Annotated in this window: 19 protein-coding genes; 6 read left to right on the top strand and 13 right to left on the bottom strand. The window is 60.8% G+C overall.

Annotated elements, in window-relative coordinates; all coding sequences use genetic code 11:
- Window positions 1-20: 20 nt before the first annotated feature.
- From DBR44_RS11925 to DBR44_RS11885, 9 genes are all read right to left on the bottom strand, one after another.
- On the bottom strand, window positions 21-1,601 hold the full coding sequence (locus tag DBR44_RS11925) for a biotin carboxylase (RefSeq protein ID WP_199731031.1): 1,581 nt from the start codon (window positions 1,599-1,601) through the stop codon (window positions 21-23).
- On the bottom strand, window positions 1,598-2,539 hold the full coding sequence (locus tag DBR44_RS11920) for a carbon-nitrogen hydrolase family protein (RefSeq protein WP_199731030.1): 942 nt from the start codon (window positions 2,537-2,539) through the stop codon (window positions 1,598-1,600). Before DBR44_RS11920 ends, DBR44_RS11925 begins: the two co-directional genes overlap by 4 nt.
- Window positions 2,540-2,858: 319 nt before the next feature.
- The gene (locus DBR44_RS11915) at window positions 2,859-3,554 is read right to left on the bottom strand and encodes a response regulator (RefSeq protein ID WP_124644256.1); all 696 of its coding nucleotides are present in this window, start codon (window positions 3,552-3,554) and stop codon (window positions 2,859-2,861) included.
- Window positions 3,551-6,247, bottom strand: a complete 2,697-nt coding sequence (locus tag DBR44_RS11910) for a DUF4118 domain-containing protein (RefSeq protein WP_124644255.1) — start codon at window positions 6,245-6,247, stop codon at window positions 3,551-3,553. Before DBR44_RS11910 ends, DBR44_RS11915 begins: the two co-directional genes overlap by 4 nt.
- A 109-nt stretch (window positions 6,248-6,356) precedes the next feature.
- Entirely contained in the window at window positions 6,357-6,929 is a 573-nt protein-coding gene (gene kdpC, locus DBR44_RS11905) for a potassium-transporting ATPase subunit KdpC (RefSeq protein ID WP_124644254.1), read from the bottom strand.
- A gap of 28 nt (window positions 6,930-6,957) precedes the next feature.
- Window positions 6,958-9,003 carry a potassium-transporting ATPase subunit KdpB gene (gene kdpB, locus DBR44_RS11900; protein WP_199731041.1) on the bottom strand — a complete coding sequence of 682 codons (2,046 nt, stop codon included), beginning with the start codon at window positions 9,001-9,003 and terminating at the stop codon, window positions 6,958-6,960.
- A 117-nt stretch (window positions 9,004-9,120) separates the two neighbouring features.
- Complete coding sequence (kdpA, locus tag DBR44_RS11895) at window positions 9,121-10,929, bottom strand: potassium-transporting ATPase subunit KdpA (RefSeq protein ID WP_124644252.1); 1,809 nt, start codon at window positions 10,927-10,929, stop codon at window positions 9,121-9,123.
- A gap of 1 nt (window position 10,930) precedes the next feature.
- Window positions 10,931-11,020, bottom strand: coding sequence for a K(+)-transporting ATPase subunit F (gene kdpF / locus DBR44_RS11890; protein ID WP_110312961.1), 90 nt, complete (start codon window positions 11,018-11,020; stop codon window positions 10,931-10,933).
- A 319-nt stretch (window positions 11,021-11,339) separates the two neighbouring features.
- The gene (locus DBR44_RS11885) at window positions 11,340-11,531 is read right to left on the bottom strand and encodes a hypothetical protein (RefSeq protein ID WP_059285177.1); all 192 of its coding nucleotides are present in this window, start codon (window positions 11,529-11,531) and stop codon (window positions 11,340-11,342) included.
- A gap of 297 nt (window positions 11,532-11,828) precedes the next feature.
- Between DBR44_RS11885 and DBR44_RS11880 the strand changes: the two genes are divergently transcribed.
- Window positions 11,829-12,599 carry a sulfite exporter TauE/SafE family protein gene (locus DBR44_RS11880; protein WP_124644251.1) on the top strand — a complete coding sequence of 257 codons (771 nt, stop codon included), beginning with the start codon at window positions 11,829-11,831 and terminating at the stop codon, window positions 12,597-12,599.
- 67 nt (window positions 12,600-12,666) lie between these two features.
- Here the strand turns inward: DBR44_RS11880 and DBR44_RS11875 are convergent, their stop codons facing one another.
- The gene (locus DBR44_RS11875) at window positions 12,667-13,389 is read right to left on the bottom strand and encodes a GntR family transcriptional regulator (RefSeq protein WP_124644250.1); all 723 of its coding nucleotides are present in this window, start codon (window positions 13,387-13,389) and stop codon (window positions 12,667-12,669) included.
- Window positions 13,390-13,746: 357 nt separating this feature from the next.
- Between DBR44_RS11875 and DBR44_RS11870 the strand changes: the two genes are divergently transcribed.
- Window positions 13,747-14,169, top strand: coding sequence for a thioesterase family protein (locus DBR44_RS11870; protein ID WP_124644249.1), 423 nt, complete (start codon window positions 13,747-13,749; stop codon window positions 14,167-14,169).
- 9 nt (window positions 14,170-14,178) lie between these two features.
- On the opposite strand, the gene mnmC is transcribed toward DBR44_RS11870, so the two are convergent.
- Together mnmC and mnmH are read right to left on the bottom strand one after the other, a co-directional pair.
- Window positions 14,179-16,155 (bottom strand): bifunctional tRNA (5-methylaminomethyl-2-thiouridine)(34)-methyltransferase MnmD/FAD-dependent 5-carboxymethylaminomethyl-2-thiouridine(34) oxidoreductase MnmC, encoded by a 1,977-nt coding sequence (gene mnmC / locus DBR44_RS11865; RefSeq protein WP_124644248.1) that lies wholly within the window; start codon window positions 16,153-16,155, stop codon window positions 14,179-14,181.
- Window positions 16,156-16,418: 263 nt separating this feature from the next.
- A complete protein-coding gene (gene mnmH / locus DBR44_RS11860; protein WP_124644247.1) occupies window positions 16,419-17,459 on the bottom strand; it encodes a tRNA 2-selenouridine(34) synthase MnmH in 1,041 nt (346 codons plus the stop codon).
- Window positions 17,460-17,477: 18 nt separating this feature from the next.
- Here mnmH and selD point away from each other — a divergent pair, with 18 nt between their 5' ends.
- Together selD and DBR44_RS11850 are read left to right on the top strand one after the other, a co-directional pair.
- Entirely contained in the window at window positions 17,478-18,518 is a 1,041-nt protein-coding gene (gene selD, locus DBR44_RS11855; protein WP_124644246.1) for a selenide, water dikinase SelD, read from the top strand.
- Window positions 18,519-18,864: 346 nt separating this feature from the next.
- On the top strand, window positions 18,865-20,883 hold the full coding sequence (locus tag DBR44_RS11850) for a methyl-accepting chemotaxis protein (protein ID WP_158613604.1): 2,019 nt from the start codon (window positions 18,865-18,867) through the stop codon (window positions 20,881-20,883).
- 66 nt (window positions 20,884-20,949) lie between these two features.
- Here the strand turns inward: DBR44_RS11850 and DBR44_RS11845 are convergent, their stop codons facing one another.
- Entirely contained in the window at window positions 20,950-21,447 is a 498-nt protein-coding gene (locus DBR44_RS11845) for a hypothetical protein (RefSeq protein ID WP_124644244.1), read from the bottom strand.
- Between the two features lie 367 nt (window positions 21,448-21,814).
- Here DBR44_RS11845 and clpB point away from each other — a divergent pair, with 367 nt between their 5' ends.
- The gene (gene clpB / locus DBR44_RS11840; protein WP_124644243.1) at window positions 21,815-24,394 is read left to right on the top strand and encodes an ATP-dependent chaperone ClpB; all 2,580 of its coding nucleotides are present in this window, start codon (window positions 21,815-21,817) and stop codon (window positions 24,392-24,394) included.
- Window positions 24,395-24,515: 121 nt separating this feature from the next.
- The gene (locus DBR44_RS11835) at window positions 24,516-24,998 is read left to right on the top strand and encodes a DUF2867 domain-containing protein (protein ID WP_124644242.1); all 483 of its coding nucleotides are present in this window, start codon (window positions 24,516-24,518) and stop codon (window positions 24,996-24,998) included.
- Window positions 24,999-25,057: the final 59 nt, after the last annotated feature.

The raw sequence follows: 25,057 nt of genomic DNA, 5'->3' as shown, positions 1-25,057 counted from the left end.
CCAGGGTGGCGCTGAGCGGATTATAGGATCTTGAAGGCACCAGGGGCGGGGACTTGCTCTTCGTGCACGGCCATGATGGGCTTGGCGGCATAGTATTTCTTGATGCCGGTAATCCAGTTGCGTGCGCGCTCGTTGAGGGCGAAGTCGTCCGTCATGGAGCGGCCACGGGTGATCAGGATGCCCAGGTCGGCTCCCTCATAACGGTAGTCACCCGGCCCGCTGATGCGCAGGAAGAAAGCCTCGTTTTCCGATTCGATGTCCTGACGCTTGTAGTCGAAGCGGTGGTAGGACACAGAGCCATCGTCTGCCATGCGGTAGATGCCGGTGGCCGGAGCATGGGTGATGATGTCCACATTGTTGGCCGTATGCTTGATCACCAGCTGGCTCCAGCTGTCGATGAAGGCCGGATTGGCCCAGCGCGCGTTGAGTTCTTCCACGTCCAGTTCGAACTCGATGCCGGAAAATTCCAGCAGGTGGAACAGGAAGAGCGGCACATCGGCATAGGCGAAGGCGGCGTGGTTGGTCATCGGGCTGGCACCGCAGATGCGCGGATTCAGTTCGCCCAGATAGACTTCGTCGGTGTCCTTGTCGATGAGAAAATCCAGGTCGAAGTAGCCGCGATAGCCCTCGGCCATCAGCTGGTTGCCAAAGCGGTAAGCCATGTCGCGTGCCTTGGCACGGACTTCTTCGCTGAAGGCACCAGGGAAGATTTCATTGCCGCACCAGCCGCCGCGATAGGGGGTCAGTTCTGCCTCGCCGACGACCTCGGTCAACAAGGGGCCGACCAGCGTGCCGCTGCGGGTGGCACAGGCTTCCAGCGTGGCGCCCCGGCAGTTGATGCGCTTCATGATCTTGACTTCCGGGTCCTGGATGATTTCCTCGGCATGCCGGTCGAAGTCGGTTTCGTTGGAAATGAAGAAGGTGGTATGGCCGGAATCGCCAAAGGCAGTCTGCACCACCAGCTGTTCGCCCAGGCCATGTGCTGCGGCAATCTCACGCAGATGGGCATAGCTGTCCACCTTGCACAGGGCATTGGGGACCGACGGCACACCGGCCTTGTTGCCGATGCGCACGGTTTCCATCTTGTTGTCACAGCGTTCACGCAAGGCGGCGCTGGGGAACCACACTTCAATGCCCAGCTCCTCGCACAGCCGTTCGGTTTCGGCATCGAACATCAGGAACACCGCCACCGGGCGGCCGCCGGCGCGCTCGACGTAATCCACCACATCCTTGTGCTGCAGCAGATAGTTGTTGATGTCCTCGATGGACTGGAATTCTTCATGCGGCAGTTGCGGCGGCACGAAGACATTGGGATGGCGGCCGTCGAAGCAGTCGATGTAGTTGATGTATTTGAAGCGGTTGACCCACTGGTCTATGCCCAGCAGGTTGAAGTTGGTGGCGCTGATGAAGTAGATCGGCCGTTCATTGCGGTGAAACAGCAGACGCAGATCGGAAATATTGCTGACTTTTTGCATGGGGTGCTCTCCCTGAGCGGCTCGCGGTGGGGGTTTCGGTGTCTGCTGCTGAGCTGCTTGCAGCCAGGCCAGCAGCCATTGGCGGCAGTAGCGCAGCCAGCCTGATACCAGGGGGTGATCTTTCATTCCTGGCTCTGGCTGGCGGCCAGTGCGTCGCTGTCGGCCTTGATTTCCGCCATCGGGCCGCCCGGGCCGGACAATTCACCCTGATGGTGGTCTTCCGGTTTGGTCAGTGGGCCCAACTGGTATAGATAGCTGTCCAGGCCGCTGTCGCGCTGGTACACCGGGAAGTCGCAGCGCCGGTCGCGGAAGCTCTTGAGCGGCTGGCCCAGGCCACGCAGGCCGCGTTCGCGTTCGCGTCTGACCTTGTCGAAGTCGATTTCCACCGGGATGATTTCCGGGCCATTGCCCGCCTGATGCAGCACATAGCCGGCAGGATCCACCACGATGGAGCGGCCGACACCGCCATCACCCACCCCGTTGATGTCGAGGAAATACACCTGGTTGGTGACGGCCGAGGCACGGGCGATGGCCAGTTCCACCTCGCGGTCTATGGTGTCGGTCATGGTGGGGTGCAGGATCACCTCCGCGCCCATGGCGGCCAGCGTGCGGGTGGTTTCCGGGAACCACATGTCGTAGCAGATGGAGATGCCGATACGCCCGGCATCGGGCACGTCGAACACCACGAACTGGTCGCCGGCGGTAATGCCTTTTTCGTAGGGCAGGAAGGGAAACAGCTTGCTGAAGCGGGCGATGACCTCGCCTTGCGGATTGATCACCGGGCTGGTGTTGAAAACATGGCCATCGCGCAGTTCGAACAAGGAACCCGGAATCAGCCAGATGCCGTGCTGGGCCGCGATCTCGCACAGCCGCTGCTCGGCATCGCCCGGCATGGCCTCCGCTTTCAGCGGGCTGGGGCCGTAAGCGGCCAGCTCGGAAAACAGCACCATGTCGACCCAGGGAAAGCGGTGTTTGACATGGGCGACGTAATGCCCCATGCGCGTGATGTTTTCTTCGAAGGCGGAAACCGACATCTGGATGCCGGCAATGGCGAAGCGTTTCAAGGTCTCTCCCGTATGGATGCACGCGCTGCCGTGTGGCCAGGCGTGAAGCACAGGCCAGGCGTGCTGATGCAGCGCTTGGCGATGTTGGTGGGAGAGCAGTCTACAAATGTGGGAAGGCGGCCAGAAATAGCCGATTTCTGATTCACTAGCCGGGAAATGGACTATCCATTTGGCTGGAAATTTCCAGGCTATGCCGGATGGGAGAGTGGGGTCGTCGTAAAATGCATTTTGCGGCGCGCAGCCTTGGTTTGGGCGTGCTGTCTGCCGGTCATGTACGGTGGCTGCAGCCGCCCGCAGGGCGGATCATCCGCCTGCGGCTTCAGCTTTCCAGCAGGCGGTAGCCGACGCCGGTTTCGGTCAGGATGTGCTGCGGCATGGCCGGATGGTCTTCCAGCTTTTGCCGCAGATGACCCATGTAGACGCGCAGGTACTGGTTGTGTTCGGAGAACGACGGCCCCCATACCGCCAGCAGCAGCTCGCGGTGGGTGATGACCTTGCCGGCATTGCGGATCAGCGTGGTCAGCAGGCGGTATTCGATGGGCGTGAGGTGCACCATGGCTTCGCCCTTGTGCACGGTGCGCGCCACCAGATCAACCTTGATATCGCCAAAGGCAAAAGTCTGGGCCGGGGCTGCGCTGCCATTGCCACGCCGCCGCAGCAGTACGCGGATGCGCGCCATGCATTCGGCCACGCCAAAGGGCTTGGTCAGGTAGTCGTCGGCACCGGCGTCCAGCGCCAGCACTTTTTCGGCTTCCTGGGTGCGGGCGGACAGCACCAGGATGGGCAGGTCGGTCCATTCGCGCAGCTGACGGATGACATCGATGCCGTTCATGTCCGGCAAGCCCAGGTCCAGTATCACCATGTCCGGTTTGCGGGTGGCCACTTCGATCAGGCCCTGCTTGCCGTTTTCCGCCTGGTGCACCACCCAGTTGTCGCCATCCAGCGCCGAGGCCAGAAAGCGGCGGATCGGTTTTTCGTCCTCGATGACCACCAGTTTGACTGGGTTGTCGCTCATGGTTTGATCTCCTCTTCGCCGGGCAGGGCCGGCATGGCGCGCACCGGCAGGGTGAAGCTGAAAGCCGCACCATGTGGCTTGAGATTAGCCGCCTGGATGGTGCCGCCGTGGGCTTCGACAATGCTGCGACAGATGGCCAGCCCCAGTCCCACGCCCGGAGTGGTGGATTCGCTGTTGCCACGGCTGAATTTGTCGAACAGTTTTTGTTCCTGGCCAGGTGGCAGGCCCGGCCCGTCGTCCTGTACGCAAACACGCATTGTAGCGCCCTCACCGCGGGCGCTGAGCGCGATATGACTGCCGTGCGGGGTGTATTTGGCGGCATTTTCCAGCAAGTTCACCAATACCCGTTCGATCAGCACCGCGTCGTACTCCAGTACCGGCAGCCCGCTGGGCAGTTCGATCTGCAGTTGGTGTTGCTGCAGGCTGCGCTGGCAGGCGCGCACTGCGCTGCCCACCACGTCGTCCAGCAGCTGCCATTCCCGGTTCAGCTGTACGCCGGACTGCAACTTGGCCATGTCCAGCAGATTGGTGACCAGATGGTTCATGCGCAGTGATTCTTCCTGGATCGACTGGGCGATGTCGGCCTGCTTGGCCGCATCAACCTGGCCGGTGGCCAGAATGCTGGACAAACCCACCAGGGTGGTCAGCGGGGTGCGCAGATCGTGCGAGATGACTGCCAGCACGCTGTTGCGCAGGCGTTCGGATTCCATGGCGACGATGGCATCCTGCGCCACTTCGACATAATGCACGCGCTCCAGCGCCAGGGCGATCTGGGCGGCGCAGGTTTCCAGCAGGCGTTGCTGTTCGGGCAGGAAAACCTGATCGAGCTGCTCGGGCAGTACGGCCAGCACGCCGCGATTGCGCATGGGTGCTTTCAGCGGCAGATACAGCATGGTATTGGCCGGCAGGGTCTGGGTGCCGAGGCCGGCAGGCTGCTGCTTGTCATACACCCACTGCGCCACGCCCGGATCGGCCTGGGCATGGCTGTCGTTTTCAGCGCGCAGTTCTTCGTTGCTATTGGGGGTGAACAGCACGATGCTGGCATTGAATAGCGGCTGCAGGCGGCTGACGGCAATATCGATGATCTGGCTTGCCGTCAGCGCGCCGGCCAGCTCGCGGCCCAGATCATACAGGGCTCGGGTGCGGCGCTCGCGATAGGTGGCAATGGTGGCTTCGAAGCGCAGCCGTGCGGCCAACTGGCTGATGATGAGGGCGACGGCAAACATCACGGCAAAGGTCAGCAGGTATTGGGTATCCGATACCGAAAACGACATGCGCGGCGGCACGAAAAAGAAATCGAAGGTGGCCACCGCCAGCAAGGACGCCAGCACCCCGGGGCCACGGCCAAAGCGCACGGCCACCAGCACCACCCCCAGCAGATACACCATCACCACATTGGATGGTTCGAAATACGGCGTGAGCAGGCTGGCGAGGCCGGTGGTCAGCAAGCAGGCCAGCAGCGCTGCCAGATAGCCGTGACGCTGTTGCTGGCGGCTGGCCTCGCCAAACAGCAGGCTGTTGAAGCCATCGCGTGTCTGTGGCTGTTCATCTTCCAGTTCGTGGGCCACCACATAGACATCGACATCATTGGCCTGCAAGGACAGTTGTTCCAGCAATGGCCGTCGCCACAGTCGTTGCAGCTTGCTGCCGGCGGATTTGCCCACCACCAGCTTGGACACATTGCGGCTGCGGGCATAGGCCAGCAGGGTGGCGGCCAGATCGCTGCCACCCAGCACGGTGGTTTCAGCGCCCAGTTCCTGTGCCAGCTTCAAGCCTTTCATGATGCGGGCGCGTTTGCTTTCCGACAGGCCTTGCAGTTCGGGTGTTTCCACGAAGACCGCAATCCAGTCGGCATCCAGGCTGGCGGCCAGCCGTTTGCCGCTGCGCACCAGCTTTTCGGTACCGGGACCATGCCCGACGCAGATCAACAGCCGTTCGCGGGCATGCCACACCGGCTTGATCGACTGGTCGGCGCGGTAGGCGCGCATTTGCGCATCCACCCGGTCGGCGGTGCGGCGCAAGGCCAGTTCGCGCAAGGCCAGCAGATTGCCCTTGCGGAAGAAGTTTTTCACCGCGCGCTCGGCCTGATGGGCCATATACACCTTGCCTGCCGCCAGGCGGGCCAGCAGCTCGTCCGGTGGCAGGTCGACCAGCGATACTTCTTCTGCCTGATCAAAGACGTGATCGGGCAGGGTTTCGCGCACCACGATGCCGGTGATCTGGCCCACCACATCATTCAGGCTTTCCAGATGCTGCACATTCAGCGTGGTGTAGACATCGATGCCGGCGGCCAGCAGTTCTTCCACGTCCTGCCAGCGTTTGCTGTGGCGCGAACCGGGGACATTGGAGTGGGCGAATTCATCCATCAGGATCAGTTGCGGCTGGCGTGCCAGTGCGCTGTCCAGATCAAATTCGGCCAGGCTGCGGCCCTTGTATGCGATCTGGGTGGGCGGCAGTACTTCCAGCTCTTGCAGCTGGGCCTCGGTTTCCTTGCGGCCATGGGTTTCCACCACGCCCACCAGCACCTTGCAGCCTTCCTGCTGGCGCACGCGGGCGGCGCTGAGCATGGCATAGGTCTTGCCTACGCCGGCACAGGCACCAAAGAAAATTTTCAGGCGGCCACGCTGTGCAGCCAGTTCTTCCTGCTTCAGTTCATCCAGCAGGGCATCGGGGTCCGGGCGGATATCCGTCATGTTCAGTCCGTCTATGGCGGTACAGCATCATGCCCTGCCGGTGAAGGGCAGGGCGTCAGGGGGGCGCATCCGGCCGGGGCCGGATGCGCAGATCAAACGGCTAGCAGCTTTATTTCACTGCATCCAGCGCCAGATTCAGCTCCAGCACATTGACCCGTGGTTCACCCAACAGGCCAAAGGTTTCGCCAATGATGTGATCATCCACCAGTTGGTGCAGGCGGGCCAGCGGCATGCTGCGTGCGCGGGCGACACGGTCCAGCTGGTAATAGGCGGCAGCGACCGATATTTCCGGGTCCAGGCCACTGGCCGAGGCAGTCACCAGATCAACCGGCACGGTGGCTGTTTGCGTGGGGTGAGCCTGGCGCAGGTGGTCGAGATTGGCCTTTACCGCATCCAGCTGGGCCTTGTTGGTGGGGCCGAGATTGGAGCCGCCGGAGCTGCCGGCATTGTAGGCCATGGGGCTGGTGGCTGATGGCCGGCCCCAGAAATACTTGTCAGCGCTAAAGTTCTGACCGATCAGGCGGGAGCCGATGATCTGGCCGTTTTTTTCGATCAGGCTGCCATTGGCCTGCTGCGGAAACAGCGCCTGGGCCAGGGCCGTGGTCAGCAGTGGATAGGCCAGGCCGGTCAGCAAGGACAGGGTGGCAAACAGCAGCAGTGCGGGTCGCAAAGTCTTGAGCATGATGAGTTCCTTGTTCGGGCGGGCCGGCTTACACCAGGCCCAGGCTGCCCAGCAGCATGTCGATCAGCTTGATGCCGGCAAAGGGCAGCAGCAGGCCGCCCAGGCCGTAGATCAGCAAATTGCCGCGCAGCAGTTCGGCCGCGCTTCTGGCGTGGTATTTCACCCCTTTGAGGGCTAGCGGAATCAGCACCACGATGATCAGCGCATTGAAAACGACGGCGGACATGATGGCCGAGGCCGGGCTGTTCAGGCCCATCACGTTCAGCGCATTCAGCTGCGGATAGGTGCTGGCAAAGGCCGCCGGGATGATGGCGAAATACTTGGCCACGTCGTTGGCGATGGAGAAGGTGGTGAGCGAGCCACGGGTCATCAGCATCTGTTTACCGATTTCCACGATTTCGATCAGCTTGGTGGGGTTGGAGTCCAGATCCACCATATTGCCGGCCTCTTTCGCCGCCTGGGTGCCAGTGTTCATGGCCACGGCCACGTCGGCCTGGGCCAGCGCCGGTGCATCGTTGGTGCCGTCGCCGGTCATGGCGACCAGCTTGCCTTCGGCCTGATGGCTGCGGATCAGCTTGAGTTTGGCTTCCGGGGTGGCTTCGGCCAAGAAGTCGTCCACGCCGGCTTCGGCGGCAATAGCGGCGGCGGTCAGCGGGTTGTCGCCGGTGATCATGATGGTCTTGATGCCCATCTGGCGCAGCTCGGCAAAGCGTTCCTTGATGCCGCCCTTGACGATGTCCTTCAGCTCGATCACCCCCAGTGCGCGATTGCCTTCGGCCACCAGCAGTGGAGTCGAGCCACGGCGGGCCACTTCATCGGCGCTCTTGCCCAGCGCGTCGGGGAAGACCCCGCCTTGTTCGGCGATATGGCGGCGAATGGCATCAATGGCCCCCTTGCGAATCTGCCGGCCATCGTAGTCGATGCCGCTCATGCGGGTTTGCGCGGTAAACGGGATGAAGGTGGCTTCGTGGCTGGCCAGTGCACGTTCGCGCAGGGCGAATTTCTGCTTGGCCAGTACCACGATGCTGCGGCCTTCCGGCGTTTCGTCGGCCAGCGAGGCCAGCTGGGCGGCATCGGCCAGTTGCTGTTCGCTGATGCCCGGAGCCGGGATGAACAACGAAGCCTGACGGTTGCCCAGGGTGATGGTGCCGGTCTTGTCCAGCAGCAGCACATCCACGTCACCAGCGGCTTCCACCGCACGTCCGGAAGTGGCGATGACATTGGCCCCCATCATGCGGCTCATGCCAGCCACGCCAATGGCGGACAGCAAGCCACCGATGGTGGTGGGAATCAGGCAGACCAACAGCGCCACCAGGGTGGTGATGCTGATGGGCAAGCCAGCCTTGGCCGCATCCACACTGAACAGCGAGTAGGGCAGCAGGGTGACGGTGACGATCAGGAACACGATGGTCAGCGCCACCAGCAGGATGGTGAGGGCGATTTCATTCGGGGTCTTCTGACGCTTGGCGCCTTCTACCATGGCAATCATGCGGTCGAGGAAGGTTTCCCCCGGATTGGCGGTAATCTTCACCACGATCCAGTCCGACAGCACACGGGTGCCGCCGGTGACCGAGGAGAAGTCGCCGCCGGATTCGCGAATCACCGGGGCCGATTCGCCAGTAATGGCCGATTCATCCACCGAGGCCACGCCATCGATGACTTCACCGTCCACCGGGATGACATCGCCGGCTTCCACCAGCACGATGTCGCCCTTTTTCAGGCTGTGGCCATCCACGATGGTGATACCGGCTTCGCGGCGCGGGCCGGACAGCTTCTTGGCCACCACGTTTTTCTTGGCCGAGCGCAGGCTGGCGGCCTGGGCCTTGCTGCGGCCTTCGGCCAATGCTTCGGCGAAGTTGGCAAACAGCACGGTAAACCACAGCCACAGGGCAATGGCCAGAATGAAGCCCGGCGCGGCCTCGCCCTTGCCGGCCAGCGCCTGCAGCCACAGCGCGGTGGTGAGAATACTGCCGACATACACCACAAACATCACCGGATTGCGCCATTGGGTACGTGGCGACAGTTTCCTGAAAGAGTCGATGATGGCCGGTTTGATCAGGGCCGGGTCAAACATGCCCTTGCCCGGTTTGCTGTGCTGGCTGGCAGCGCTGTTGGCGGCAGCCGACACAGTGGAATGATTGCGATCGTTCATATTGTTTTCCTTGATCCTGTTGCGTATCCACGCTCAGGATTAATGTCCGCTCACCATTTGCAGATGCTCTACCACCGGTCCCAGCGCCAGCGCCGGGACGTAGTTGAGCGCTCCCACCAGCAACACCGTGCCGATCAGCAACACCACGAACAGTGGGCCGTGGGTGGGCAGGGTGCCGCTGTTGACAGCCAGGCGTTTCTTGGCAGACAGCGAACCGGCAATGGCCAGGATGGGCACAATCATCAGGAAGCGGCCAAAGAACATGGCGATGGCGGTCATGATGTTGTAGAAGGGGGTGTTGGCGGACAGGCCGGCAAAGGCGCTGCCGTTATTGTTGGCGGCCGAGGTAAAGGCATAGAGGATTTCGCTGAAACCATGCGCACCGGGGTTGGCAATGCCAGCCTTGCCGGCATCCACACTCACCGCAATGGCGGTCAGCACCAGCACCAGGATCGGCGTCACCAGAATGGTGATGGCGGTCATTTTCATTTCGTAGGTTTCAATCTTCTTGCCCAGATACTCCGGTGTGCGCCCCACCATCAGGCCGGCAATAAACACCGCCAGAATGGCAAACACCAGCATGCCGTACAGGCCGGAGCCCACACCGCCGAATACCACTTCACCCAGCTGCATCAGGAAGGTTGGCACCATGCCGCCAATCGGGGTGAGCGAGTCATGCATGGCGTTCACCGCACCGCAGGAAGCCGAGGTGGTGACTACGGTAAACAGCGCAGTGTCGATGATGCCGAAGCGGCTTTCCTTGCCTTCCATATTGCCGCCGGCTTGCAGGCTGCTGGCCTGCTGGTCGACGCCCATGGCGCTCAGTTGCGGCACACCGGTTTGTTCGGCGCGGGTTTCCACCACCACGGCGGTGGCAAACATCACCAGCATGGCGGCCAGAATGGCCCAGCCCTGACGGCGATCGCCCACCATGCGGCCAAAGACAAAGCACAAGGCCGCCGGAATCAGGAAGATGGCCAGGTCTTGCAGGAAGTTGGCCAGTGGCGTGGGGTTTTCATAAGGGTGGGCCGAGTTGGCATTGAAGAAACCACCACCGTTGGTGCCCAGCATCTTGATGGCTTCCTGCGAGGCGACCGGGCCCATCGGCAGGGTCTGCTGCTGGGTTTGGCTATCAACCATGACGGGTTTGCCATCCTTGCCGTTGACCGGATTACCCTTGGCATCGACCTTGGCCTGCTGGAAGTGGCTGACTTCCACGGTATGGGCTGTCTGGTAAGGCAGCAGGTTCTGAATGACGCCCTGCTGGGTCAGACCCAGTGCCAGCAGCAGTGACAAGGGGGCGAGGACATACAGGGTGAAGCGGGTCACATCGACCCAGAAATTACCTATCCTAGCCGAGCTGTGACGGGCAAAGCCACGAATCAAGGCAATCACCACGGCTGCGCCAGTCGCCGCCGACAGGAAATTCTGTACCGTCAGGCCCAGCATCTGGGTCAGATAGCTCATGGTGGTTTCGCCGCCATAGCCTTGCCAGTTGGTATTGGTGACAAAGGAAATGGCGGTGTTGAAGGAGGAATCAGGCGTAACCGCCGCCATGGCTTGCGGATTGAAAGGCAGCGCGCCTTGCAGACGCTGTAGCCCATATACGGCGAGTACCCCCAGCAGATTGAAAACCAGCAGGGAAATGGCGTAGGACTTCCAGCCCATTTCCTCTTCCTGGCGAATGCCTGCCAGGCGGTAGAGCAGTTTTTCCAATGGCGCGACCAAGCGCAGCGGACCGGGGTTTTCACCCCGCATGATGCGGGTAATCCAGCTGGACAATGGCCAGGCCAGTGCCAGCAAAACCAGCAGGAACAAACCGAGTTGGAGAATGGCAGGTGTGCTCATGTCAGAAATTCTCCGGTTTGAACAGGGCGTACAGCAGGTAGGCCAGCAGCCCCAGGGCCAGCAGGGCGCTGATGAAGTAGAACAGGTTCATGGCTATTTGCCCTCCGCGTGCTGGCAGAGCCGCACGAAAGCAAGCGTCAGCGCAGTGAATCCCAGAGTCAGGCCCAGATAGACCAAATCCATTTTGCATTTCCTTTACGAGGCGATATGTGCCAGTGAAAGGTACGCAATCGGATGTCAAAAACCTGATAAAAAGCCAAGAGGGGGGGTAAAGAAACTATAAAGACGCTGCAAATGCTGCTGCAAAAGGGCAGCAGCCAGCAGAAAACGAGGAATTTTGACGACAGAAAAGGTAGTAAGCGCCAAGAGAGTGGCGCTTTGACAGAGGTCGGTGAGACTGCGTGGCCGCGCTAGAACAGATCGTCTTCGCTGCGCTCCGCCATGAAGCGGGCGTCGTCACGGTCATGGGCGCGCTGGCGGACTTTCTGTTGCCGGCAGCGTTCGGTGTCGCTCAACTGCGGCTTTGCCACCGCGTAAAGAAAACTTTCATGCTGGTCGCGTGCCTGCTTGCGGCGGACACTGAGAGGAATACGGGAAATCATCCTTGCACCTCCAGATTGGGTACATCACATGCGGTCGGTTGTGCCAACCATTAAAACTTGACTGTATTTCAAACATTTGTAAAGTCTGAAACGTCGCGCAATACGCAAAATGTTGTGTGTTTGCCGCGACAGTCTTCACTAGCTATGGTTATTTTTAGCAGATTTGCTGCTGAATTGCCGGCCAGTACTGGCTATGACACATCATAGATTTATATCGAATATTGATTAAATCAAACAATCTAGTTGGTTATATGTTGTGTGCAGTAGGATAGCGCCAGAACTTAGTCTGGAGCTGTCATGGAGTTGGGATACGCAGTAGCTGGTCTGGTGGTGGGCTTTATCGTCGGGCTGACCGGGGTAGGGGGTGGTTCCCTGATGACCCCAATCCTGCTGTGGTTTGGCATTTCGCCAGCAACAGCCGTCGGTACCGATCTGCTGTACGCCGCCCTGACCAAGGCCGGTGGCGTGTTCGTCCATCACAAGCAAAAGCATGTCGACTGGAAGCTGACAGCCTGGCTGGCTGCTGGCAGTGTGCCCGCTTCGCTGCTGACGCTGGGCCTGCTGTCCTGGCTGCACCTGTCCAGCCATGCGCTGGACTCGGTGTTCAAGCTGGTGCTGGGTGTGGCTCTGCTGCTGACGGCTGCTTCCATCCTGCTCAAGCCCCGCCTGATCAAGCTGATCAATCCGCAGGGACACCCGCCGGCCGAATTTGTACTGAAGCCGCTGCCTACCGTCCTGATCGGCGTTGGTCTGGGTGTGCTGGTTACCCTCAGCTCCATCGGTGCTGGCGCGCTGGGCACGCTGGCCTTGTTCCTGCTTTATCCGGCCCTGCCCACCACCCGCCTGGTCGGCACGGAAATCGCCCATGCGGTACCGCTGACCCTGGTCGCCGGCCTGGGTCATGCCAGCATGGGTAACCTGAACTACATGCTGCTGCTGAATCTGCTGATGGGCTCGCTGCCGGGTATCTGGCTGGGTAGCAAGCTCACCCGTCGCCTGACCGATGCCTGGCTGCGACCGGCGCTGGCGGTGATGCTGGCGGTAGTGGGTGCGAAACTGGTGATGTGATGCCCTGCTTGCTGCAATAAAAAAGAGCCGCTGCTGCGGCTCTTTTTTTATTATCTGTCAGCCCGACTCAGTCCGGCTTTGCTGGTGGTCGTGGTTTGCGCCCGCGTTTGCTGCTGGGGGGACTCTGGTGGGCGAGATACCAGGCTTCCAGCGCTTCTTCGGCATGCATGATGTGCTGCTTGAGAAAGGCGGCGGCGCTGATAGCGTCTTTCTGGCGGCACAATTCCAGCAGGTGGTTGTGCTCCAGATGCGCGCGGTCGTTGAAGCCGGTCAGCAGAATCTGCATGCGGGTGTAGCGGTCGGTGCGGTTATGCAATTGCGCGATCAATGCCAGTGTTTGAGGCCGCCCTGCTGCCTGATACAGCGCCAGGTGAAAGCTGGCATTCAACAGGCCCCAGGTGGCGACATCCTGATTTTTCAGCGCGACATCAAAGCGCGCCAGCAGCACTTCGGCCGCTGCGATGTCCGCTGTGGTTTGGCGCGGTATGGCTTCCAGCAGCATGTCGCATTCCAGCAGCACGCGCACGCGCAGCAGTTCGACGATTTCCGGCAGGGACAACTGGCTGACCACGGCTCCACGCCGTTCGATGATGCGCACCAGTCCTTCCGCTTCCAGCTGGCGCAAGGCTTCGCGTACCGGCACCCGGCTGACGCCCAGCTCGCGAGACAGCGCTTCCTGACGCAACTGGGTGCCATCCGGCCATTCGCCAGACAGAATGCGCTGGCGCAGTGTGTCAGTTGCGGTGGCGGTGAGGGTTTGTTGTGGGGATTCTGTTGTTCTGGCTGGCATGTTGTGGCTCCCGTCTGGCGCTACAGTAGCACAAGCGGCAAGCTCACCACAAAAACGCCGTGGGCGGGCTTTGCCCTATCGGGTTGGCGACATAAAAAATGAGCCCCGGCCTTGGGGGGCGGGGCTCCAGCTTGCACCTTCGCTCAGGTGACTGGCAGCCAGGCAGCGTCGGGGGTTATCCACCAGCGCGGGCTGACAGTCATGCTGCCCTTGTATCAGAACAATACGCAGGCAGCAGTGGCAGTATGTCGGCTTCTGCTGGCTCGCTTTGACGTGATTGCATGGTTTTTTTGTGACGGACTTTGACGGCAGCGTTATGATGCAATACAACATGACGTTAACGTAAGGAGCGCTGTCTTGGAAAAGTCCTATCCCATCATCGACCGCCAGACCATCACCATGCGCTGGGGCGATATGGATGCAGTCGGTCATCTCAACAATACCTATTACTTCCGCTATCTGGAGCAGATTCGCCTGAACTGGCTGGAAGCGCTGGGGCATGGTATCGATCCGCAAAGCACCGGCCCGGTACTGGCCAGTACTTCCTGCACTTTTCGCAAGCAGCTGACTTATCCGGCGGTGGTGGAAATCACCATCGAGCTGGAAAAACTGGGCCGCAGCAGCCTGCAGCTACGCCACCATTTCTATCGCCAGGGCGATCCGGACACCGTATATGCCTATGCCGACGTGACGCTGGTGTGGGTGGATTACCAGGCTGGCGTGCCGGTGGCCATTCCGGATGACATCCGTCAGGCCATCGCGCGCGCCATCGCGGCTTGAGCAGGGCTATCAGCCCTGCTTGCGGATCAGCTTGCGCAGCAGGAAACGGCTGGGATGCACCGCCTGCATCAGCGCCTGCGGCAGCGGTGCCGCTTCATTGTCCAGATAGGCCGCCAGGATTTCGCCAGATAGCGGGGCGGTAATCATGCCGCGCGAACCATGGGCGGTATTGACATACAGGCCGCTGATCCAGGGTGAGGCAGTATCCAGCTTGAGCGTGGCGTCGTTGGCCAGCTCGCGATAGCACTCGACAAACTGGCGGCGATCGGCCACCGGGCCGATCAGCGGCAGGTAATCCGGGCTGGTGCAGCGGTAGGCGGCGCGGCCGCCTATGGCTTGCAGCTTGAGCTCTGCCGCACCCACCGCCTGATGCATGGCCGGGGCCAGCCCTGCCAGCATGTCCAGGTTTTCCTGGTGCTCCGCTTCGTTGGGTAGCAGATTGTCTGCTTCGAACTTGAAGGTGGCACCCAGGCAGTGCTGTTGCTGTCGTGCTGGCGAAATATAGCCTTCACCACACAATACGGTTTGCAACAGGCTGCTGGCTGCGGTGGCTGCCACCGTGCTGACCTGGCCGCGAATTGCCTTCAGTGGCAGGTGGCTGGTGCTGTCGAAGCGTGCCGTGTCAGCCGCCGCCGCCAGGATGACGGCACTGCCCATGGCCAGTGGGCCGTCTTCATTGCTGGCCAGCCAGCATTGTTCCAGCGGGTTCCAGTCCAGTTCCAGCACCGTGCTGGAGGTTCGCAGCTGGATATTGGGATGGCTGCACTGCGCATGGACCAGGCTGGGCGGATTCAGCCAGCCGCCCTGCGGGAAGAACAGCCCGCCAGCTGGCAGTGGCAAGCCGGCAATGGCGCTGGCTTCCTGCTGGCTGACCTGACGCAGCAGGCCATCGGGTAATCCGGCCGTTGCCAGCTGTGCCTGCCGTGCGGCTTCCTTGTCATCCTGCGCCAGTTGCAGCACGCCACAGGCGCACCAGCTGTCGTCGCCCTGTTCCAGCAACTGATGCAGCAGGCGCAGCGAATAGGCATAGCCAGACAATACCAGCCGGGTCAGCGGGGTGAAGTGAGGGGAGAGCTTGGTATACAGCACGCCCTGTGGATTGCCCGAGGCGGCCTGCGCCAGTTGTGGCAGCCGTTCCACCAGTGTGACCTGCCAGCCGCGCTGGGCCAGGCTGTAGGCGGTGGAGGCACCGGCAATGCCGCCACCCACCACGATGGCTGAGCGCTCCTGTCCCGGCTGTGCTGCCGGGCGGGCATACCAGGGGGGCGACCATGGCTGGGCAGGTGCTGCGGCCAGCTGGCCGCAGCTCATCTCGCGCTTTTGGCCATGGCCTGCCACCTTGCGGACGCTGAAGCCCGCCTCTTTCAGGCCGCGCCGGACAAAACCGGCACAGGTGAAGGTGGCGAAGGTGGCCTCTGCTGCCGACAAGCTGGCCATGGTCTGAAACAGCTGCGGCTGCCACATGTCCGGGTTTTTCGAAGGGGCGAAGCCATCCAGAAACCAGGCATCGATGCGTGCATCCAGCTGTGGCAGCACTTCGAGCACATCGCCCACCAGCAGGGTGAGGATGATGCGCCCTCCCTCCAGTACAAAGCGGTGCCAGCCGCTGCTCAGCACATCGTATTGTCTTAGCAGCTGCTGCGCCTGGCTGGCCAGCTCCGGCCACAAGGCCAGCGCCTGGCCGAGATCTTGCGCGGTCAGCGGGTATTTTTCAGCGCTGATGAAGTGCAGCCGGGCCGTGGCAGGGGCATATTGCAGGAAGTGTTGCCAGGCACAGAGAAAGTTGAGGCCGGTGCCGAAACCGGTTTCACCAATGCTGAACTGACCATCGGGCGGCAGGGCGGCAAAACGCTCGGCCAGCTGATTGTGCCGGAGAAAGACATGGCGGGTTTCTTCCAGCCCGCTGCTGCGGGAGAAGTAGACATCGCCAAAGGCGACCGAGACGGGCTGGCCGTCCAGCCAATCGAGTTGTGCGTATGAGCTCATGCCAGCTGCGAGATGGATGCGGTAAGGAAGGCTGTCATTCTACTCTGTCTGCGGCGGTGCTAGCGCCGGATTGCATGGGAAAGATTGCAGCTGTTGCTGGTAAAACTTGTAAGGAGCGCTCCTGGAAGGTGCACGCTCTAGTGAACGAAGGGTCAGACAAGGCGCAAGGGCGTAAAAAAGCGCAATGGACATGAGGTCCATGAGCATTTTGAACGTCCTTTCAACGCTGGATCACCCGAGTATCGCAGAGCGTGAGCAGGCTCTTATTCGCGAATCACGCCGGCTACCGCATCCAGGAGAGCCGGGCTCAGGCCGGGCACCGTCAGTAACTGCGACTGTTGCAGATGGGTGTAATGGCGGTTCATCGAGCGGAAATACAAGGGGTCGTAATGCTGGGTCAGCAGTTGTTCCACCAGGCTGGCAAACTGGCCCTGCTCAATCATATCCTGCCATTGCTGTAGCTGTTCGCGCGAGTGTACCGCCTTGAGAAAGCCCAGCTGGGTGACCAGCCTGGCTGGTTGCTGCAGATAGAAATCATAGTCTTCCAGCAAGAAGCGTACGCGCTCGGCCAGCGCAACTTCCATGCTCAGGCATTCGCTGGCGTGCATGCGTGAAAACAGGCTGTCCGGCAAGCTGAGCGTGCCGATTTTCCGGCTTTCGGATTCGATGAATACCGGCCGCGCCGGATCCAGCTGTAGCATGGCCAGACGCAACATGCTGTCGAACCATTTTTGCGAGGGCTGCGGCTGGTCGGGCAGCCGCCCCAGCACCGAGCCGCGATGCACGGCCAGGGCTTCCAGATCCAGCACCTGCTTGCCATTGCGTTGCAGAGCATGCAGCAAGCGGCTTTTGCCCGAGCCGGTCGGGCCGCAGATGACCTTGAGCCGCAGCGTGGCCGGCAGGCTGGCCAGGTCGGCCAGTACCTGATGGCGATAGCTTTTGTAGCCGCCCTCCAGCTGGTGGGTGCTCCAGCCGATCTGGCTGAAAATGATGGCCATCGAGGCCGAGCGCTGGCCGCCGCGCCAGCAGTAGATCAGCGGTTTCCAGGATTTTGGTTTCGCATGGAACTGCTGCTGCAGGTGACTGGCGATATTTTGTGCCACCAGCGCGGCACCCAGCTTGCGTGCCTCGAAGGGGCTGACCTGCTTGTAGAGGGTGCCCACCCGGATGCGTTCTTCGTCATCCAGTACCGGGCAATTGATGGCGCCGGGCAGGTGATCTTCGGCGAATTCGGCTGGCGAGCGCACGTCGATGATCTCGTCAAACTCGGCCAGCTGTGATAGTTTCGCGACCTTGAAAAGCATGGTGGGAGTTGCCCTGAAATGGCTGAAATCAAACTGACGCAATTATCCCACGGCGGTGGCTGTGGCTGCAAAATTGCCCCTGCGGTACTGGAGTCCATCCTGTCGACAGCGCGGGAAAAAATGGTGTTCCCGCAACTGCTGGTCGGCACGGAAACCAGTGACGATGCGGCAGTGTACCGCCTCAACGATCAGCAGGCGATTGTTGCCACCACCGATTTCTTCATGCCCATTGTGGACGATGCCTTTGATTTTGGCCGCATCGCTGCCACCAATGCGCTGTCAGACATCTACGCCATGGGCGCGACGCCCATCATGGCACTGGCCATTGTCGGCATGCCGGTCAATGTGCTGCCGGTGGAAACCATCCGCGCCATTCTCGATGGTGGACAGGCAGTGTGTGCCGACGCCGGCATTCCCATCGCCGGTGGCCATTCCATTGATTCTCCCGAACCGATTTACGGCCTGGTGGCGCTGGGGGTGGTCCATCCCGACCAGCTCAAGCGCAATTGCGATGCCAGGGCTGGCGATGTGCTGATCATGGGCAAGGCGTTGGGCGTGGGCATTCTGGCGCAGGCAATGAAAAAGGGAGTGCTGGATGAGGCCGGCTATCAGGCGCTGATCGCCACCACCACCCAGCTGAACAAGGTGGGTGCCACGCTGGCCGGCATGGAGGGTGTGCATGCGCTGACCGATGTCACCGGCTTTGGTTTGCTCGGTCATCTGCTGGAGATCTGCAAGGGCTCCGGCCTGCAGGCACAGGTGGAGATGGCCGCAGTACCGCTGATCCCGGCAGCCCGTCCGTTTGCCGAGCAAGGCTATGGTCCTGGTGCCATCGAGCGCAATCAGGCCAGCTTTGGCCAGCATGTCCGCTTTGCCGATGGCCTGCCCGACTGGCAGCAGCGCGTGCTGGCCGATCCGCAAACCAGTGGTGGCTTGCTGGTTGCCGTGGCGGCGGAGCAAGCCCCTGCCGTGCTGGCCGCTTTCCAGGCAGCAGGTTTTGACCACGCCTCGGTCATCGGCCAGTTGCAGGCTGGCGAGGCGCAGATAGTCGTCCGCTGAATGCGGCTGTGCGAAGCAAGTAATACTCTCAACCCGGCCCTGGCCGGGTTTTTTCATGGCCAGCGCTTGGACTGGGCGGCCTGGCGGCTCTTGCAGTAAAAGCGGTCTATGCTGTGAAAGCAGCCAGGGATTCTGCCACGCATAAAGCAGGGCTGATCTGGCGTTGTTCTTGCTTTGAATATGCTGAGCACGGGCTTGAGTGATTACATTGACAAGTGCATGTTTCTCACGCATTTTGCTGGTTTGCATCTATTAAGCCAGCATTTCAAAAAGACGCTAAATTATAAATAAACAATCCCGTACAGCGGGTGCGGCAGTGGAGAGGGTGAAGCGAATGAAGCGAGGCATGAGCATCGGGTCGCGGCTGGTATCGACCCAGGTAGTGTTGATGGTAGTGGTGGCGATGACCTTGGCGCTGCCGCTGTATGTCTTTACCGGGCGGGTGATGCAGGAGCGTACCGAAAAGGTCCAGTCGCAGTTGCTGACCCAGTCCATCAACATGATCGACGCGTTTAACGAGTCGCTGAAAATCACCACCCGCCAGTTTGAGAAAGTGCTGCTGGGCGAGATCGGCGGAGCATTCGCCCTCAATCCGGCCAGCAAGATAGACGTTTCCGGCACGCCAACCCCGGCCCTGCTGCTGGGCAGTGCGGCAGTCAACGGCAATAACGATATTGTCGACCGCTTCTCCTCCAAGACCGGTAACGTCGCCACGCTGTTCGTCAAGGATGGCGACGAGTTTGTCCGCATCGCCACTTCGGTGCTGAAGGAAGACGGCGGCCGTGCGCTGGGCACCAAGCTGGATCACGCCAGCCCGGCTTATGCGCAGCTGATGAATGGCGAAAACTATTCCGGCCGGGTCGACCTCTATGGCCGTGACTACATCACCAGCTATAGCCCGATCAAGGACGCCAGCCAGAATGTGATCGGTGCCACCTTTGTCGGCGTCGGCGCGACCGAAGGCATTGCCGGCCTGCTGGTACGCCTGTCCAAAGTGAAACTGGGCGAGGGCGGACATATCGATATCGTCGATATCAACAAGAATTCCAAATTATTTGGCCAATACGTGCAGCACCCGAAACTTTCCGGCCGCCCGGTCAGCAAGGACGTGGATGCAGCCGGCAAGGCCTATGTCAACGATCTGATGGCCGCAGGGCAGGGGGCGCTTACCGTCAAACTGCCGGGGGACAACGGCGCGGCCGAGCATATGCTGTCCTATGCCACGTACAAACCGTGGGGCTGGATGATTGTCAGCAACGAAACCCGCAGCGAACTGGAAAAAGAAAACCACCAGTTACTGCTGTGGCTGGCCGGCGGTGCCGGTTTGCTGTTGCTGATTCTGGCGCTGGCCCTGCTGCTGTTTACCAATCGCCTGGTAGCGCGCCCGGTGCGACAGCTGGTTGAGGAAGTGGGCGGCATTCGCGACAGCCGTGATCTGACGCGGCGGCTGGCGATCAACCGCAAGGATGAGGTAGGGCAGGTGGCCGATGCCATGAACAGCCTGCTGGACAGCTTTCAGCAGGCACTCAATCGCACCAGTTCGCATGCCATTGATCTGGACCATGCCGCACAGGAGCTGTCGGACAAGGCCAGCTCTGCCGCCGCCAGTTCGGGCGAGCAGCGTACCAGTGCCCAGGCCATGTCTGAGCACACCGGCATGCTGATCGCCGGGGTGCAACAGATTGAAAAAGTCGCCGGCGAAGCCAGCGATGCGGCACGTGCCTCCAGCGAAGCGGCCCAGGCCGGCAGTGAAAGCCTGGTGGCGGCAGTGGATGGCGTCAGCCATATTTCGGCGACACTCAGCCAGGCTGCCGACAGCCTGAAGGCACTGGAAAGCAGCGCACAGCAGATTACCGCCATCGTCAACGTGATTCACGATATCGCCGACCAGACCAATTTGCTGGCCCTTAACGCTGCCATCGAGGCTGCCCGGGCCGGCGAGATGGGTCGCGGCTTTGCCGTGGTGGCTGATGAAGTGCGCAAGCTGGCCGAGCGCACCAGCGTGTCCACCCAGGAAATCAGCGGCATGATCAGTACGATTCAGTCGGCCACGGATGCGGCCGTCAGATCGATGCGGCAGTCGGTGGTGCAGGCGTCGGAAGGGGCGGCCATCACCTCGTCGGCGCGCCAGGCCATTGGCTCCATCGTGGAAGACTCGCGTCGTGCCATGGAAGTGGTGCAGCGCATCAACCGCGAACTGTCACAGCAACGCGATATCGTGCAGCAAATGGCCGAGCGGGTGAATTCGGTGGCCAGTCAGGCAGAAAGCAGCAATCAGGCCGCCGAGCGCTCGGCCGAAACGGCCCGCCACATGGCGGGGCTGGCTGATTCGCTGAAGGAAGAAGTCCGCGCCTTCCGTACCTGATCCGGTGGCAGTGACATAAGCTAAGGGGACGCTAAGTGCGTCCCCTTTTTTATTGGTGTCAGTGATTCAGAAGCTCCAGCGCAGGCTGAAGGTGGTGACATTGACCCGCTTGTGCTGGCCGACGGTATTGGTCTTGGGGGCATAACCGATTTCCAGTGCCACGTCCTTGCTGCCCAAGCTGATCATGGGCAGCGCGGCCAAGCCCTTGATGCCAGAGCCATCCAGATAACCAGCTTGCACACCTGCTCCCAGGTAGACCGGGCCGATGATCCGCCATTCTTTGCGATAGCCGGCCGACACATACCAGGCCTGCTGCTCGAATGAGTCGCGGTACGTTGCTACCCGAGTAAACCAGCGGCCATTGTCCTCATTCCCGGCAAAGGCCCACTCCAGCCCTAGCCCCGGATTGTTGTTATTGAACTCACAACTTTTCGCCTTTTCTCCCTTGCCTTGCTGACAGCCACTGTGGATGGACGCACCGCTGAGCAGCAGGGAAAAACTGCTGTCGGCATATGCGCCGCTACTGCTTAGCAGCCCGGCTAGCATGATGATGAATTTATGCATTTCTCGCCCCTTGTCTGAATTTCAACCCATGGCTGGCATGGTGATGTTCCCTGGGAAGTTGCCTTGGCATGGTTGGAAAATGGCCAATAAATGCCAAGAAATTTCCATAAGACTAGGCGATAGCTATCGAGAATATTCTGATCGAAAGACGGGTTGCATTCCTTGCCGCACCGGCCAACCCGCCGGCATTGTTCAGCAGCAGCAAGCGGGTACTGACGGCGCTAATTGTTCCGACATTTATCTTGTAGTGTTCAAATCCGCCCACATATCGTGGTTAATACCGTTGCGTTTTCCTACAGGACAGCCCGGCGGACCATTATTGAAAATGCAAAAGAAATCAGAGTCATATTCTTGAAGGAGCTTCTCTATGCGATTTGAAAAGCTGACCACGAAATTCCAGCAGGCCCTGGGTGAAGCGCAGAGCCTGGCGCTGGCGCAGGACAATGCCTACATCGAGCCGCAGCATCTGCTGCTGGCCATGATGGACGATAACGACAGTGGCATTGGCGGCCTGCTGGCACGGGCTGGGGTCAATGCACCAGCCCTCAAGCTGGCACTGAAGGCGGCCATCCAGCGTCTGCCCAAGGTGCAGGGCGGCAATGGTGAAATCACCGTGTCGCGTGATCTGGGCAATCTGCTCAATGTCACCGACAAGATCGCCACCAAGCAGGGCGATGAATACATCTCCAGTGAATCCTTCCTGTCCGCTCTGTCGCAGGACAAGGGCGAGACCGGCCGCCTGCTGAAAGAGCATGGTGGCAATCACAATGCCATCCAGGCTGCCATCCAGGCGGTGCGCGGCGGGCAGAACGTGGGCAGCCAGGATGCGGAAAGCCAGCGCGAGGCGCTGAAGAAATACACCACTGATCTGACCGAACGCGCGCGTAACGGCAAACTGGACCCGGTAATTGGCCGCGACGATGAAATCCGCCGCGCCATTCAGGTGCTGCTGCGCCGTACCAAGAACAATCCGGTGCTGATTGGCGAACCTGGCGTGGGCAAGACCGCCATCGTGGAAGGCCTGGCGCAGCGCATCGTCAATGGAGAAGTGCCGGAAAGCCTGAAAAACAAGCGGCTGCTGGTGCTGGATCTGGCTGCGCTGATCGCTGGTGCCAAGTTCCGTGGCGAATTCGAAGAACGCCTGAAGGCCGTGCTGAATGATCTGGCCAAGGACGATGGCCAGACGCTGATCTTCATCGATGAAATCCATACCCTGGTGGGCGCGGGCAAGGCCGAAGGTGCCATGGATGCCGGCAATATGCTCAAGCCGGCACTGGCGCGTGGCGAGCTGCACTGCATCGGTGCCACCACGCTGGACGAGTACCGCAAGTACATCGAAAAGGACGCCGCACTGGAACGCCGCTTCCAGAAGGTGCTGGTCAATGAGCCGACGGTGGAAGACACCATTGCCATCCTGCGCGGCTTGCAGGAAAAGTACGAAATCCACCATGGCGTGGACATTACCGACCCGGCCATCGTGGCGGCGGCCGAGCTGTCCAACCGCTACATCACCGACCGTTTCCTGCCGGACAAAGCTATCGACCTGATCGACGAAGCGGCCAGCCGCATCAAGATGGAGCTGGACTCCAAGCCGGAGGCCATGGACAAGCTGGATCGCCGCCTGATCCAGCTGAAGATCGAGCGCGAAGCCGTCAACAAGGAAACCGACGAAGCCAGTCAGAAGCGTCTGCAACTGATTGAGGAAGAAATCCAGCGTCTGCAGCGTGAATACGCCGACATGGAGGAAATCTGGAAGGCGGAGAAAGCCGCAGCGCAGGGCAGCCAGACCATCAAGGAGGAAATCGACCGCCTCAAGGTGGACATGGAAGACCTCAAGCGCAAGGGCGACTGGCAAAAGCTGGCCGAACTGCAATACGGCAAGCTGCCACAGCTGGAGGCGCAACTGCGCGAGGCCGAGGCTGCCGATGCCGGTGCTGATAACAAGCCTAACCGCTTGTTGCGCACCCAGGTAGGTGCCGAGGAAATTGCCGAAGTCATCAGCCGTGCCACCGGTATTCCGGTGTCGAAAATGCTGACTGGTGAGCGGGAAAAGCTGCTGCGCATGGAAGACGTGCTGCACCAGCGCGTGGTGGGGCAGGACGAAGCGGTGCGTGCAGTGGCTGATGCCATCCGTCGCTCCCGCTCCGGCCTGGCCGACCCGAACAAGCCGTATGGTTCCTTCCTGTTCCTGGGGCCGACCGGCGTGGGCAAGACCGAACTGTGCAAGACCCTGGCCGGCTTCATGTTTGATAGCGAGGATCACCTGATCCGCATCGACATGTCCGAGTATATGGAGAAGCATTCGGTTGCCCGGCTGATCGGTGCGCCCCCGGGCTATGTGGGGTATGAGGAGGGTGGTTATCTGACCGAGCAGGTGCGCCGCAAGCCGTATAGCGTGATTCTGCTGGACGAAGTGGAAAAGGCCCATCCGGATGTGTTCAACATCCTGCTGCAAGTGCTGGATGATGGCCGCCTGACCGATGGCCAGGGCCGCACGGTGGACTTCAAGAACACGGTGGTGGTGATGACCTCGAACATGGGCAGTCAGCAGATTCAGGCCATGGCCACTGATGACTACCAGGTGATCAAGCTGGCGGTGATGGCCGAGGTCAAGTCACACTTCCGGCCGGAGTTCATCAACCGTATCGACGAAGTGGTGGTGTTCCATGGTCTGGACGAGAAGAACATCAAGGCCATCGCCCGTATCCAGCTCAAGGGTCTGGAAGGCCGGCTGGCCAAGCTGGAGCTGAATCTGCAAATCAGCGAAGAGGCTTTGTCCTTGTTATCCGAGGCAGGCTTCGATCCGGTGTATGGCGCGCGTCCACTCAAGCGTGCCATCCAGAACGAGCTGGAAAACCCGCTGGCCAAGAGTATTCTGGCCGGCAAATACCCACCCAAGGCCACCATTCTGGTGGAAGCGCGTAACGGGCAGCTGGTGTTTGATTGAGCCTGAAGCAAGCAGAGAAGCCGGCCCGTTGTGGTCGGCTTTTTTTTGCTAGGTAGTTTCAGGAATGGAGCTGCTGGTGGAAGCCGCAGGATAATCAGGTTTTCATCCTGGAGCGCCCACCATGCCGAACTCCCTGCCTCAAGCCGCAGATTACCCGTTTCGAGACCAGCACCAGGCCCGTTGCCTGAGCGCGGATGTCGACGCAGCCCAGCTGCTGACAGCGTTTGCCAGTGCCGCTCCAGGCTGGGCGGCCACGCTGATGGCCTGGCGCAACCGTCTGGCCGCACGCTGCGGCCTCAAGACCGGTCCGATGCAGCAAGCCGGCACGCTGTGCTTGCAGCCCGGCAGCTATATCGGCATGTTTCGCATCCTGCACCTTGGTCCGCAGCTGGCGGTACTGGGTGAGGATGACCGTCATCTGGATTTCCGCATCCTGCTATCGGCCTGTCCCGAGGCTGGTGCAAGCCGGCTGCAGGTTGAAACCTGGGTGCGGCCGCATCACTGGGGTGGCTGGCTGTATCTGGCACTGGTGCTGCCGGTGCACTGGCTGCTCAGCAAGCTGATGTTGCGCAGCATGGCGCAGCGACTGGGCGCGCCGCACTGAGTCTGGCCCCGCTACGCTGCAGCGGCGATAATGGCCGCTTTCTTCTGCCGGAAGTGAGC

The organism is Aquitalea sp. FJL05 (assembly GCF_003852595.1).
Classification (GTDB): domain Bacteria; phylum Pseudomonadota; class Gammaproteobacteria; order Burkholderiales; family Chromobacteriaceae; genus Aquitalea; species Aquitalea aquatilis.
This window is presented reverse-complemented; position numbering and strand designations above follow the sequence as displayed.

What these genes read in the sequence shown, in the direction of transcription:
- DBR44_RS11925 (WP_199731031.1), bottom strand. Translation starts at nt 1,601, where the DNA reads ATGAAAGATCACCCCCTGGTATCAGGCTGGCTGCGCTACTGCCGCCAA.
- DBR44_RS11915 (WP_124644256.1), bottom strand. Translation starts at nt 3,554, where the DNA reads ATGAGCGACAACCCAGTCAAACTGGTGGTCATCGAGGACGAAAAACCG.
- DBR44_RS11910 (WP_124644255.1), bottom strand. Translation starts at nt 6,247, where the DNA reads ATGACGGATATCCGCCCGGACCCCGATGCCCTGCTGGATGAACTGAAG.
- kdpC (WP_124644254.1), bottom strand. Translation starts at nt 6,929, where the DNA reads ATGCTCAAGACTTTGCGACCCGCACTGCTGCTGTTTGCCACCCTGTCC.
- kdpB (WP_199731041.1), bottom strand. Translation starts at nt 9,003, where the DNA reads ATGTTTGACCCGGCCCTGATCAAACCGGCCATCATCGACTCTTTCAGG.
- kdpA (WP_124644252.1), bottom strand. Translation starts at nt 10,929, where the DNA reads ATGAGCACACCTGCCATTCTCCAACTCGGTTTGTTCCTGCTGGTTTTG.
- kdpF (WP_110312961.1), bottom strand. Translation starts at nt 11,020, where the DNA reads ATGAACCTGTTCTACTTCATCAGCGCCCTGCTGGCCCTGGGGCTGCTG.
- DBR44_RS11885 (WP_059285177.1), bottom strand. Translation starts at nt 11,531, where the DNA reads ATGATTTCCCGTATTCCTCTCAGTGTCCGCCGCAAGCAGGCACGCGAC.
- DBR44_RS11880 (WP_124644251.1), top strand. Translation starts at nt 11,829, where the DNA reads ATGGAGTTGGGATACGCAGTAGCTGGTCTGGTGGTGGGCTTTATCGTC.
- DBR44_RS11875 (WP_124644250.1), bottom strand. Translation starts at nt 13,389, where the DNA reads ATGCCAGCCAGAACAACAGAATCCCCACAACAAACCCTCACCGCCACC.
- mnmC (WP_124644248.1), bottom strand. Translation starts at nt 16,155, where the DNA reads ATGAGCTCATACGCACAACTCGATTGGCTGGACGGCCAGCCCGTCTCG.
- mnmH (WP_124644247.1), bottom strand. Translation starts at nt 17,459, where the DNA reads ATGCTTTTCAAGGTCGCGAAACTATCACAGCTGGCCGAGTTTGACGAG.
- selD (WP_124644246.1), top strand. Translation starts at nt 17,478, where the DNA reads ATGGCTGAAATCAAACTGACGCAATTATCCCACGGCGGTGGCTGTGGC.
- DBR44_RS11850 (WP_158613604.1), top strand. Translation starts at nt 18,865, where the DNA reads ATGAGCATCGGGTCGCGGCTGGTATCGACCCAGGTAGTGTTGATGGTA.
- DBR44_RS11845 (WP_124644244.1), bottom strand. Translation starts at nt 21,447, where the DNA reads ATGCATAAATTCATCATCATGCTAGCCGGGCTGCTAAGCAGTAGCGGC.
- clpB (WP_124644243.1), top strand. Translation starts at nt 21,815, where the DNA reads ATGCGATTTGAAAAGCTGACCACGAAATTCCAGCAGGCCCTGGGTGAA.
- DBR44_RS11835 (WP_124644242.1), top strand. Translation starts at nt 24,516, where the DNA reads ATGCCGAACTCCCTGCCTCAAGCCGCAGATTACCCGTTTCGAGACCAG.